Genomic DNA, 13,251 nt, shown 5'->3' with positions numbered 1-13,251 from the left:
CCTGTTTCTTATGCTTTTAATCTCTTTAACACCGCTTGATAACGTGCTTCTAATTCTTCTTTATTATCTTTTTTGGTTGGCATGGACAGTCTGCCGATAATTTCATTCAGCTCACGCTCTAGTAGAAGCTTGGTTTCTTCATCTGGCTGCTGTTTTTCTTCCTTACTCGCTAGATATGCGTTGTAGTTTCCTTCTACAAGTGCTACTGTACCACCTTTTTCAATCGTCAGCGTATGCGTGGAGACTCCATTCATCAAGCTGCGGTCGTGTGTCGCAAACAAGATTGTACCTGGGTAGTTTCGCAGTACTTCTTCTAAGCTTTCCTGTGTTTGTATATCTAAATAGTTCGTCGGCTCATCGAGAAGTAATACATTATAATCACCAAGCAACACCTTCGTTAGTGCGACTTTGACTCGTTCCCCGCCGCTTAAAATCGATACGGTTTTGTATACGTCTTCTCGCTTGAACAAAAGCCTTGCTAATATTGTTCGGGCAAAGGTTTCCGTATACTTCGTATCTTCCATAATATTTTCTAAAATACTCTTATCAGGATGTAAAATCTCAAGCCTTTGGTGAAAGTAACCCATCTTCACACTGCCCGATACCGAAATGCCAGCTTCTCCATTTACAATCATATTGAGGAGTGTGGATTTTCCTGTACCATTGCCGCCAACGAGCGCAACCTTCGCTCCCGGCGGAATGATGCCTGAAAAAGATTGATATAGCATCCGGCCCGGAACAGATTTTGTCACGCGGGTAAAGGAAATCGCGTATTTCCCCGTCATTGGTGTATGGTTTTGTATATCAAACTTCACGTGATCTAATTCACGCGACTTTTCTTTCTTTTCCAATTGATGCAGACGTGATTCCAACGCTTTCACTGTCTTCTCCATTTTCGCTTGTCGGCTACCAGCTGCTGCTTTTCCTAATTTTGACTCACTGTGACTTAACCTCTTAGGCTTAGAGGCACTTCCTTTTGCTCGTTCCTTCTTCGCATTGATAGCACGCTCCAAATGCGTTCTTTCTCGCTCATAGTTCTCAAACTCGTGCTGTGACCGCTGAACTAGCAGCTGTTTTTGCGCGAGATAAGTAGAATAGTTACCCTTGAACAAGGTTAATACCCCATGCTCCAGTTCTAAAATCTTTGTACAAACTGCATCCAAGAGAGAACGGTCATGGGATATTAGCAATACGCTTCCTGGAAAGTTTTTTAATTGTTTTTCAACCTCTTCAATTCCCGCAAGATCTAAATGACTGCTCGGTTCATCTGCTAATAAAACATCTGCATGCTTTTCCAAGGCAGCCGCAATTTTCACACGCGTTTGCTCACCGCCGCTCATTTGTGCACTGCCAGTCGGAACACCCCAGCGCTTTTGCATTTCTGGGCTGATGTCTTGCAGAGTTTCATGTAATTGCTGAATAACAGCTAGTGAACCTCTTCGTTCTACCGTTCCTTTATCCGGCTGTTCTTCTCCAGCCAGCACCCTCATGAGTGTTGATTTTCCGGCTCCGTTCACACCGACGATTCCAATACGATCGCCCTTTTCTACGGTAATGGTATCCGCAAGCTTGAATAATAAGCGCGTTTTTATATATTTTTCTAATCCTGTCATTTTCATGTTGAACATAAAAAAACCCCCCTTCTAATCCTAGAGAGGAGGTCTGCCTTGTACATTAGAATACCACAAAAAAGCCTATAGCAAGGCCAATAAAAAAATCCGTTAAAGGAAAGGTATTCGAAAAATGGGCAGACTAATCCTATCTCTGGCGTACATGTCATTCGTTATAAAGCTGTAACGTATGCGTAGCTGAAATAAAATTAGTTATCCATGTTTCCCGAGCACCTTTTCCTTTCTTGAAATTACTCCCATTATAGTATATGCGCATATATATTGACAAGATACATTAGCTTTATATGGTATAAGTTCTCTTTTTTGCTACAAATTAAACGTGACAGCAACTATATAAAGGAGAATGTGTAATGAAAAACATATTAATTATCAACGGACATGAATATTATGAGTTCGCACCAGGTAAATTGAACAAAACCATTTTTGATGCGATTGTAGCAACATTAAAAGGAACTTATGAGATACAAACAACTGTAGTTCAAAATGGTTATGATATTGAGGAAGAACACAAAAAGTTCACTTGGGCAGATGTAGTTATTTATCAAACCCCCATTTACTGGTTCAGCGTACCGGGTCTACTCAAGACATACATAGATCGCGTTTATTCATATGGTGTCTTCTTTGCAGGTTCAGATGTTTATGGAAAAGGTGGTTTAATGCAAGGGAAAAAAGTAATGTTTTCAACAACATGGAATGCACCTGAACATGTATTTGAAAACGTAAACGAGTTTATGGAAGGGAAATCGTTAGAGGAAAGCTTGTTGTCTTTGCATAAAGCACACGAATTTGTAGGGATGGAATCTCTTAAAACCTTTTCTTGTCACGATGTTGTTGCTAATCCAGATATTGATAAGTATATGAGCGACTTACATAAGCATTTGCAGGATGTATTCGGTACATAAAAATAGGACTGCGGCATGCAGTCCTATCTTCACATATTTACAGACACAATATATCCTTTGCCTCTAATATTCTCAATCATTAACACACCACTCGTTTTTTTACGTATGCGGTACATTAATGCATTCAACTCTTCTGGACTTACATCTGAGCTTCCTTCTATATAAATCCGCTCTGACCATACCCATTTTTTTAGTTCTTCTTTAGACACAAATTGGTCTTTATTTTGCAGTAAAAGTTCTAAACATTTGTACTCTTTCTCGGAAAAAGAATAGGTTTCATTTTGTACAGTGATTTCTTGTTTGATGGCATTGAATCTTAGATCTTGAGAGCTGCTTTCTTCATGTATCCTAATAGGTGCTAGCTCTAGTGTCTCATCCATATTTTGCGACATGAAGGAAAGAATAATTTGACCGCTTGCCAGTGAAATTCTATCATTATGCTTCAATGTAATTCCTTTGTTAGGAAGCAGCTGTGTATCATTTAAAAAGGTTCCGTGCTTGCTTTCTAAATCTTTAATACAGTAGCTTCCATTCTTATAATAAATTGCGGCATGTCGTCTTGAAATAAACACATTTTGAAAGGAAATATCCGGTTCCCATCCGCTTCCTCTCCTGCCCAGTATCAGTAACGACTGCTGTAACGAAAACATGTTTCCTTCTGCAAAAGGAACTCCGCGTTCTACCATTAAAAAAGAGGATGTATCCATTTTGCACGCTCCTAACCTGTCATTTCTCAGTATATAAGCTCGTGTAGTTTTCCGACATATAGACAGAACCAAAACAAAAGAGCCAGAACACCTCGCAAGATGTCTACTCTTGGACCATACATCAGCGATTTTCCTATCCGTACTTATATAATTAAGAAACTTATTATGTATTTATCACTTTTTCGTCATTGTGTCATTTTGAAAAAGCGATATGATAAAACAAAAACACTCTTAATCTTACAATGATAACGGAGGTTATGAAAGTGAAACTTAAAAAAGCAGGACTTGTTTTTTCTTTGTTAATTATCTTTATGTTCATGAATAATAGTTCTATATTAAGCAAAAACAAAAGTGGGGAACCCCTTTTGCTTGCGCATCGAGGGCTTGGTCAAACCTTTAGTATGGAAGGCATTACAGGAGACACTTGTACAGCAGAAAGAATCTTCAAACCAGAGCACCCTTATCTAGAAAATACCATACCTTCAATGGAAGCAGCTTTTCGTGCAGGGGCTGACGTCGTAGAATTTGATATCAGACCAACAAAAGATGGACAATTTGCAGTGTTTCATGATTGGACATTAGATTGCCGAACAAACGCTACGGGCTTGCCGGCAGATTATACAATGGATGAGTTAAAGCAATTGGATATCGGCTACGGCTACACAGCAGATAACGGAAAAACGCATCCGTTTCGCGGCAAGGGTGTAGGACTTATGCCCTCTTTAGACGAAGTGTTAACTCAATTTCCGGAGCAGGAGTTTTTGATTCACATCAAAAGTGATGATCCGGCCGAAGGGATACAGTTGGCTCAGTATTTATTTACTTTGCCCGACAAACGCTTAAAAACATTGACTGTTTACGGTGGAGATAAGCCAATTGAAATATTACAGGAACAGTTACCTGAACTGCGTGTCATGTCAAAAGCGACCTTGAAGCGTTGCCTGTTATCATACGAAGGCATAGGCTGGACTGGAAAAATTCCAGCTTCATGTAAAAACACACAGCTACATATTCCGGAAAAATACACCTCTTATCTATGGGGATGGCCACATAAATTCCTACAGCGCATGGAGGAAGCAAACACCCGCGTCATTATTGTGGCTGGAAGCGGAAATTGGTCAGAGGGATTTGACACAAAGGCAGATTTAAAACGTTTGCCCGATGGCTATACAGGAGGAATATGGACAAACCGAATTGATAGGATTGGCGCTGCATATTAAGCTACTTTTAAACAAGAATGTCGCCATCTCTTCATTATTTTATAGATGGCTGTGTTAAAGCCTACTGTTGATCATTTGCACTTGTTGATTGGAGTGAAGGGGGTGAGACTCTTGCGGGAAAAGCGATTCAAAGGGAGACCCCACAGGCACATAGCGCTGAGGAGGCTCCCTGACCGTCTGCGGAAAGCGAACTCCCGTAACGGAAATCAACAACACACTTTAACAGAGCCTTATAGATAAAAAGGCTTTTTTAATAAAAGCATAGAATTATGCTTTAGCAGTTATAAATACTTTTCTATAGTTAGAGGTGAAAATTGGATTATTTATTACAATCTTTCCTGAACGGATTAGAGGAAATTCGACGATTTGATGCGGATGTGATGTGTACTGGACATGGTGGAATACTCGTAGGAGATATAAATCAATTCATTTCTGAATTGTTAGAAATAGGGTATCAACTGCAAAAACAAAAAAGAACCTGTTCAATCTAATATGTTGAACGGGTTCTTTTTTTGTCTCTTAACTATTACCGCAATCCATACGCCTTAATAATTTCTTGTTTAATGCTGTTGCCAGCATCGTCCCATGCACTTGCACGAAGTGATACAGAGCCACCGTGCTTTTTCGGGTGCTTAATATATGCAACCCACTTTCCGTCTTTGCGCTTCAACTGCTCGGTGCTCCATGTTTTCCCTTCGTCAAAAGAAACCTCAAGTGTTGCACCTTCAATATTACCTGCTCCTTTTGCACCCGCAATATGCGTTGCGGATAGTCCTAGCTTCATAGTAGCACCCGCTAATGAGTCTCCGCTTAAGCTTGTTTTAATATCGTAATGTAGCGCAAGCAAAGGTAATGTTACACGCTTGTTTTCAAAATCTGACCAGAACTTCCACTCTGTATGCGTTTGGACAGATGTATGCCAACGTGCTGGATCACGCTTTGAATCACTCACTAAGCGATATTGTGTTCGTTCACTTGGAAATGGATAACCCAATGGTGACACAAGCCCCTGTCCTTTAGATTCATGGATCAAAGTATCTCCCTGATACAGCTTTTTCACTGTGTCATCCAATGTGCTCGGATCGAGGAAACCCGCATGCATACCACCATCACTCCAAGCTGGAACATTAAGATGGACATTATTCCCTTCTCGATAAGGTGCGTAGAAGCTTTCACTAAAAGCTGGACGAACAACAGGTGCGAACCAATGGTTTTCTGAACGCCCTCCTGGGTTATATGTTGTGAGTTTATCACGCACTTCCCAAAAATCATCTGTAATCATTGCTTTTTGATACCATGTCGATCCAGGCGTTACGGATACCCATTCTTCCCGCTTCATCGGTAGGTCTATGTCATCCAAATCTAACTTTCTATCAAGAGAACGATGCGGACGGAAATCAAAACGCCATTCTTCACCAGAAGCCAGCCGATCAGAATAATAACGGCTATCTACTTTCGCCAGTTCATCTTCTGTAGGGGCGTATAAAAGCGCTTCTTTTCCTGCTGGTATCACGTCGTTATAAGCTTTCACCAAATCATATAAATATGGGGTATTTCGTACAGCTTCCACATCCAGCATCAACTTCCCTGAACGTGCGGCTTCCACAAGAGATGCACCTTCCGTACCGCTGACAGCTGCGATTGCTAATGGAACGCTTTTTCTGTTTGCATCTACATAGCTTTCCCGCAATTCCTGCGGCTTGTCATTTACTACAAGCAACAGCTTCACACCAGCAGCGATCGCAGCTGCCGCTCGCTGCTGTGTGCTTACTTCATCGCTTCGCTCCACAACAGCAATCTTCCCTTTTGCATCCAAGCCAGCGTAATCAGTAGCCCCACCTTTTCCGACATATACCACAGGCAATCGGTATTCACCGTCCAAGTTCGTCACACCTATCTGCGGGAGATCATCCAGCTCTTTGCCTTGTAATTTAATTGTTAGAGTTGGCTTGATAAGGCGCCAACGTACAGCGAGTTCAAAGTTACCATCATCCATCTTCTGGACAGGAACCGTATATATTTTGTCCACTGTAGATGGTAGCTGCCATAATTGTCCGGTACGGCCTTTACTAGTTTTAATGAAGTATTCCATTCTTTTGAAAGACGGTTCATTCTTTTTAGGCGCCTCCGCCTTTACCTCACGAGCCTGACGTGCATCCAGATCAAGTGTACTATCTTTCTTGACCTCGAATTCTGGATCCCCGACAAAAGCGACTCCCTTATTATCCGTCTTTGTATCGACCTCCATTAAGGATGTGATGGAATATGTACCGACAGGAACACGCAATTCTGTGGAACCGTTAACTTCCACTAAACGCTCTCCCCAACCAGGACTATACACCAAAGCGTATGCCAAATTCGGAGAGCCATCACGATCAAACGCCTGTAGCTTCAGGTTGTAGCGTTCGTCTTCCTTCACCATCGCCATCGCGGTATGGGCAACTGTCTTACCGTTGACGTTGGCGAAAAGCTGTCCTTGGTATTTAGTCCCTAAAGCGCCTTTGCCTGCATCGACAGATATCTTGATGGATACGCTTCCTTTTGCTGGAACTGTGATTTTGTCAGCAGACACCTTTAACATACCCTCCGGTGCCGGTTGGTTTTTATCATTAGCAAAAACAGGAACTAAATCTAGTGTCACATCTGTATCACTATCATTTGTGTATGTCACAGTGCGTTCGATTACTTCGTTTTCAGCATGCGGCCAATCAAAGAAGCCGAAGGACACAGATCCTGTCGCCTGGATATCGCCAAGCGCAGCCGGGATGTCCAAACGCCCTGCTCCGATTTGATACGGTTTGAGATTTTGTAACTGCTTCGTGGAGCTCATTAACGCTTGTTTGATTTGTTCGCCCGTCCAATCTGGGTGTTTTTGCGCCACGATTGCAGCTGCTCCTGCTACATGCGGCGTTGCCATAGATGTTCCGTTCTTCGACATATACACGCCACTTCCTGAAGAATATTGGGAACGTGCCGCCACGATTCCAACACCAGGCGCGGATAAATCTGGCTTGATTGCATAATCATTTAAACGCGGACCTCTGGAGGAAAAGGAAGCCAATTGATCTGTTTTAGAAATAGCTCCGACCGTAAGTGCAGCATCTGCGGCTCCGGGCGCACCAATCATGCTGTCACCGCCTTTGTTACCTGCAGCAATGACGAAAAGCGTACCTTTTTCAGCGCTCAACCGATTCACAGCCTGTGACATCGGGTCTGTTCCATCACTTGCCTCTGATGAGCCTAGACTCATATTGACGATCTTCGCTTTATCTGCGGCCCACTCCATTCCGTCTATTACCCAAGAATCTTGACCAGTTCCATTATTGGCTAGTACCTTTCCCACTACAAGGCGTGCACCCGGTGCCACACCTTTATTGCGTCCTTCAGAGGCCGCACCTGTGCCTAATACGGTCGAAGCGACATGCGTACCATGGGAGTTATAATCATTGATGTCCTCGCCCGGTACAAAATTGACGGCGTCGTCAAGCTGAGGTGCGATATCAGGATGATCTTGATCAATACCCGTATCAAGTACCGCCACCGTTGTTCCTTTTCCATCGTATCCCACTTCCCATGCGGTCGGGGCACCTACTTGCGGAACACTTTTATCCAGATTAGCTTCCACCTTGCCGTCCAACCATACTTTTTGGATTCCTGCCTCCAATTGGAGAGGAGCTGCTTTCGCTTTTACGGATCTCACATCCAAATTTTTTGTTAGCGCTTTCCAAAATTCACCCGCTTTTGTCTTATCAGTCGAAAGAGCGGCGCCCTGAATACTTTCCAATACACGCGTTTGTTGAGATCCGGCAGGCGGCGTCGGTACAGCACCCAAAGCTCTCGCTTTTCCTGCTGTGTATTGCACGATGATTGGAACGCTGCTCACCTTTGAATCGTCATATCCGTATTCTAGCAATTTTGTTATATTGAATAAATCCTGATCCAACTGCTCGGATGCCACATACGGCATCGCCTTTTCTGGAATGACGAACGTTTCGTTATTGATTGTCATAATTCGTGTCCGGTCTTCTCCCCCATCTACAGGTTCGATATCAATTGTGATTTTACCGTCCCCGATTCCTGTGACAGTAATGACATCACCCGTCAGCAATGTAATGGTACGCGTTTCACCGCTGGCGATAGAAGTCATCTTGGCTTCTTGTATAGCATTTTGGTTATCTAGCTGTTTCTGCTCATCTGTGCTTTTTGGTGATGAAGCGGACATTTGTGCTTGGGAGCTCAGTGTGGGAGACAACAACAAAGTTGCTGACAACGCAATCCCCATGGCCTTCGACATTTTGGATTTCTTGTACATATCATCCCTCCTACTCATTGATAGTTTCATAGTTTTCAAGCAATCTTTCCCATACAGATACAAATATATACCTTGTATCATTGTTCAATAGGTTTATATAGCATTCCTCCTCAAACAAAAATCTGACAATTAGAATTATCAGGCAAATAATTAACAAAAACAATATTTCGCTAGCTATTTTGACTTGGGTTTATTTCTTATTATGCTTTTAGCTTACTTCTGTCTATTTCCACTAAATGATACCAAATCACCTACTACATCTGGAAAAAATTACCCCAAATTAAGCGCAGAAACATATGTTTTAACAACTAAACCGTCAAAATATTTTTGAATATACATTAAATGATGACAATCTTAAATAAGCTACACCCTTAAAATATAAAGTTAGAGCAACCTTGAAATTGAAGCGTCTATCGATTATGGAGGCTTCTTGTTATCGTAGTAACACGTTCCTACCTGTACAAATATCTCTAATTATTTTAAAATTTTAGATAAAAAAGAAGGGGCATTAAAATTGAGGTTTAAGAAACTGAAGCTACAACCTAGAATTACCTTGTTTATTGTTGCTTTAATTATGATTATTCTCATTCAAATCAGTCTCCTTTTATACTACATGCTTTCGCGTACCACAGAGCAGCAACTCGGGGAACAAGCTTTAAATGTTGCGGAGACTGTTGCGACAATGCCTGAGGTACGAGCAGCCTTTCGCACAGAAAAGCCCTGGGAACAGCTTCAGCCTCTCGTGGAAAGAATTCGTATTGAAACAACAGCAGAGTTTATTGTTATAGGCAATAAAGAAGGCATACGCTATTCCCACCCGAATCCGGATCGAATCGGTGAAAAAATGGTAGGAGGAGATAATGAACTCGCTCTTGAGAACGGTGTCTCCTACATATCCAAAGCAACAGGCACGCTAGGTCTCTCACTGCGTGGAAAAGCTCCTATTCGCGATGAAGACGGTACTATTATTGGAATCGTCTCAGTAGGATTTCTCATGAAGAATATTTATGAAATTGCGCACGACTATGGGAAGTTGATTGTATGGATTGCGGCATCAGGACTCCTAATGGGTACTGTGGGCTCTATCTATTTAGCGCGCAATATCAAAAACCTTATGTTCGGCTTTGAGCCAGAAGAAATATCTAAACTATATGAAGAGCACCGGGCCATTATCCAATCTGTGAGAGAAGGAATCATGGTTACTGACAAGACAGGGAAAATCAGCTTGGTTAACCAAACTGCAGCAGAAATTCTATCTCTTGACCGTTGGGATACAGTCATCGGCAAACATGTACTAGAGATAGTACCGACAACATCCATAATGGATGTCCTTCATACCGGCGAACGACAACTCGACAAGCAACTGTACTTAGGGGACAAAATAGTTATTGCAAATCGCGTACCTGTGAAGCAGGGAGATGAAGTAATTGGAGTTGTATCAAGTTTTCGGCTTAAATCTGAAATAGATCAACTTACAGAGGAGCTTTCACAGGTCAAGCGTTACACAGAGGCATTACGCGCACAGACGCATGAGTTTAATAATTTGCTTTATACATTGTCAGGTTTAATTCAATTAGGATCTTATGAGGAAGCGCTGGAGCTTGTTCATAAAGAGACGGCAGTGCAGCATGACTTTACACAGTTCATTATGAAACGATTGCGCAATCCCTGGTTAGGTGGTATCCTAATCGGTTTTTATAACCGGGCACGTGAGCTAAAAATCGACTTTGTATTTGACAGGGAGAGTAGCTTAGACAAGTTGCCTCCTTATATAGACAGTAGCCACGTTGTTTCTATTCTGGGAAACTTAATCACAAATGCCTTTGAATCAGTAGAGAAAAATGATGTATACAATCGAAAAGTCCGGCTGTTTGTGACAGACATGGGCAATGATATATTAATAGAGGTAGAGGATTCAGGACCTGGTATTGATGATAGGTTGCTTCCTCATATTTTTCAGCGCGGTTTTTCCACAAAAGCTACAAATCAACGTGGCTACGGGCTGGCAAAGGTCAAAGAGCTCGTAAAAGAGCTGAACGGTACGGTTGCGATTGAGAGAGGCGATTGGAATGGAGCACTCTTTATTATTGCGATTCCAAAAGAAAGGAATGAGGCGCATGCTACAAGTTATTGAAGTATTAATTGTCGAAGACGATTTCCGTATTGCGGATATTCACCACCGTTTTACCGAAAAAATAGAGGGTTTTCGTGTCGTCGGGACTGCCGCGACCGGCGAACAGGCAAAGGAATGGATAAAACTCTTGCGGCCGCAGCTTATTTTGCTCGATGTGTATTTGCCGGACATGCGTGGGATTGAACTTGTAAGATACGTTCGAGGGCACTTTCCCGATATTGATATCATTATGATTACTGCTGCTTCTGAAGCGGATATAGTGCGACATGCGCTAAGGGGTGGTGTATTTGATTACATTGTAAAACCCCTCACCTTCGATCGCTTTGAGAAGAGCCTAAAAAACTATGCCTCTCAGCTTGAAAAGCTACAGCAAGAGAAAGAACTGTCGCTTGAGCAGATTGAGAGTATGTGGAATATTGGAAAGCAAATTTTTGAAAAACAACAGGATTGCGCACCAAAGGGAATTGACCCGCTCACGCTAGATAAAATCTTGAAGTGCACTTCTACAATAGGCGGCTATGGCGTAACCGCTGAGGAATTGAGTAAGCGCTCTGGTGTCAGCCGCTCTACTGCCAGACGGTACTTGGAATATCTCATCTCACAGAAAAAAGTACGGGCTGATCTAATTTACGGAAGTGTGGGACGTCCAGAACGACGGTATTTCCAAGTTCAATCGTGAATTTTATGAACAAAATAAAAAATATTACATTTAATGACCTTATGAACAAAAACTTAAAATAAAAAAATTTTTCTGATAACTTAAAGACAGCGCTTACATGCTGTCTTTTTAATATGTAAAAAATGATATGGAGGGAATTTAAATGAAGAAAGTTGCAGGGGTATTGCTTGCTGGTATGCTCGCATTAAATCTAGCTGCATGCGGTGGAGCAAAAGAAACTTCAGGGACGAATAAAGATTATCCAAAGAAACCGCTCACAATTGTCGCGCCATCTGGAGCTGGGGGGGGTTGGGATAAAACAGCACGTTCCTTGTCAAAGGTGCTGACGGAAACAAAACTTGTAGAGCAAACCATCACAGTTGAGAACAAACCAGGAGGCGGCGGAACGGTGTTTTTGGCAGAGTATGCAACACAAGATAAAAACAATCCCTATAAACTATTCGTCAGCTCACCACCTATTTTAATTAATCATGACAAGAAGGAAGGAAACAGCCCATATGGGTATAGAGATACGACACCACTTGCACAACTGACAAAGGACTACGGTGCGATTGTTGTCAAAGCGGATTCCCCGTATCAAGATTTGAAATCATTGCTAGAAGCAATCAAAACCAACCCGCAAAAGGTTACCATGGCAGGTGGATCTGCTCCTGGTTCCATGGATCACTTAGTTGCAATTCTTCCGGCCTATAAGTACGACGTCAATCCAAAGGCGGTCAAATATGTTTCCTATGACGGCGGCGGTGAAGCGCTGGCAGCGTTGCTCGGTGGAAACGCTGATGCGATTGCGACGGACACTTCCAGTGTAGGAGAGTATGTAAAAGCAGGCAAAGTGAAGGTGCTTGCTATCAGTGCAAAGAAACGCCTTGGTGGTCTGCTGCAGGATGTGCCTACTTTTGAAGAAGCTGGGATCAAAGCGGACTTTACGGTTTGGCGTGGTGTCTTTGGTCCAAAGGGAATGAAGAAGGATGAAGTTGCATACTGGGAAGAAAAGCTAAAGGCTCTGAACAAAAATGAAATTTGGAAAAAAGAACTGCAGGCGAACGGCTGGGAAAGCGAATTCAAGGATGCTGCTGATTTCAAAGTATTCTTAGATGAGCAAGACAAAGTAGTCAAAGAGCTTTTGACAGCTCTTGGCATGGCGAAATAATACCAAGGGGGAGGACTATTCTTCCCCTATTTAAAATTAGGAGAGGAATCATTATAATGAGCAGAACATTCGATCGATATATAAGCTTTGTATTTTTTATCGCCGGTATAGGCTTCTTAGTTGAAAGTCGAAAGATTGCCACAAGCGCATATGGAAGCACTGTGGGTCCGGACATTTTCCCTACCTTTCTCGGCGCCATTCTTGTTTTGTTAAGTATACGCCTATTCTTTGAAACCTTCCGTTACTACGGGACAGAACGAAAAAAGTCATCATTGGATTATAAAAGATTTTTCATTATCCTCATTGTAGCAATACTGTATGCGGCGTTACTGGAAACCATCGGCTATGTAATTACAACCTTCGTATTCCTTGTAATCGGATTCCAAGTTATGGAGCGAGGTGGATTATGGAAAACACTGCTGATTTCAGGCGTATTTTCTTACGGCGTCTATTACTTATTCGTTGAAGTGCTACAGGGCTCAATTCCGGGCTTTCCTGTATGGCTGAACTAGGAGG

Annotated in this window: 9 protein-coding genes; 6 read left to right on the top strand and 3 right to left on the bottom strand. The window is 42.3% G+C overall.

All coding sequences use genetic code 11. From position 1 onward, the window contains the following. Positions 1 to 8: 8 nt before the first annotated feature. Positions 9 to 1,628 (bottom strand): ribosomal protection-like ABC-F family protein, encoded by a 1,620-nt coding sequence (gene abc-f / locus MUG87_RS14845; protein ID WP_247083184.1) that lies wholly within the window; start codon positions 1,626 to 1,628, stop codon positions 9 to 11. Between the two features lie 353 nt (positions 1,629 to 1,981). On the opposite strand from abc-f, the gene MUG87_RS14840 reads away from it, so the two are divergent. Then, positions 1,982 to 2,533 carry an NAD(P)H-dependent oxidoreductase gene (locus MUG87_RS14840; RefSeq protein WP_247083181.1) on the top strand — a complete coding sequence of 184 codons (552 nt, stop codon included), beginning with the start codon at positions 1,982 to 1,984 and terminating at the stop codon, positions 2,531 to 2,533. A 29-nt stretch (positions 2,534 to 2,562) separates the two neighbouring features. Here MUG87_RS14840 and MUG87_RS14835 read toward each other — a convergent pair whose 3' ends face one another. After that, positions 2,563 to 3,240 carry an FHA domain-containing protein gene (locus MUG87_RS14835; RefSeq protein WP_247083179.1) on the bottom strand — a complete coding sequence of 226 codons (678 nt, stop codon included), beginning with the start codon at positions 3,238 to 3,240 and terminating at the stop codon, positions 2,563 to 2,565. Between the two features lie 257 nt (positions 3,241 to 3,497). On the opposite strand from MUG87_RS14835, the gene MUG87_RS14830 reads away from it, so the two are divergent. Next, the gene (locus tag MUG87_RS14830; RefSeq protein WP_247083177.1) at positions 3,498 to 4,460 is read left to right on the top strand and encodes a glycerophosphodiester phosphodiesterase family protein; all 963 of its coding nucleotides are present in this window, start codon (positions 3,498 to 3,500) and stop codon (positions 4,458 to 4,460) included. Between the two features lie 526 nt (positions 4,461 to 4,986). On the opposite strand, the gene MUG87_RS14825 is transcribed toward MUG87_RS14830, so the two are convergent. Continuing rightward, positions 4,987 to 8,772, bottom strand: coding sequence for a S8 family peptidase (locus tag MUG87_RS14825; RefSeq protein ID WP_247083175.1), 3,786 nt, complete (start codon positions 8,770 to 8,772; stop codon positions 4,987 to 4,989). Between the two features lie 514 nt (positions 8,773 to 9,286). Between MUG87_RS14825 and MUG87_RS14820 the strand changes: the two genes are divergently transcribed. The 4 genes from MUG87_RS14820 to MUG87_RS14805 all read left to right on the top strand — a co-directional run bounded on the left by MUG87_RS14820 (position 9,287) and on the right by MUG87_RS14805 (position 13,247). Beyond that, positions 9,287 to 10,906: an ATP-binding protein gene (locus MUG87_RS14820; protein ID WP_247083173.1), complete on the top strand. Its 1,620-nt coding sequence runs from the start codon at positions 9,287 to 9,289 to the stop codon at positions 10,904 to 10,906. Beyond that, entirely contained in the window at positions 10,890 to 11,585 is a 696-nt protein-coding gene (locus tag MUG87_RS14815; protein ID WP_247083171.1) for a response regulator, read from the top strand. The genes MUG87_RS14820 and MUG87_RS14815 overlap by 17 nt, the downstream gene beginning before the upstream one ends. A 142-nt stretch (positions 11,586 to 11,727) precedes the next feature. Then, positions 11,728 to 12,735, top strand: coding sequence for a Bug family tripartite tricarboxylate transporter substrate binding protein (locus MUG87_RS14810; protein WP_247083169.1), 1,008 nt, complete (start codon positions 11,728 to 11,730; stop codon positions 12,733 to 12,735). A gap of 56 nt (positions 12,736 to 12,791) precedes the next feature. Further along, on the top strand, positions 12,792 to 13,247 hold the full coding sequence (locus MUG87_RS14805; RefSeq protein ID WP_247083167.1) for a tripartite tricarboxylate transporter TctB family protein: 456 nt from the start codon (positions 12,792 to 12,794) through the stop codon (positions 13,245 to 13,247). The last annotated feature ends 4 nt before the right edge of the window (positions 13,248 to 13,251 follow it).

The sequence above is a fragment of the Ectobacillus sp. JY-23 genome, assembly GCF_023022965.1.
GTDB lineage: Bacteria > Bacillota > Bacilli > Bacillales > Bacillaceae_G > Ectobacillus.
Note: the sequence above shows the minus strand (reverse complement) of the source record. Positions and strands in the feature narration are given on the sequence as shown.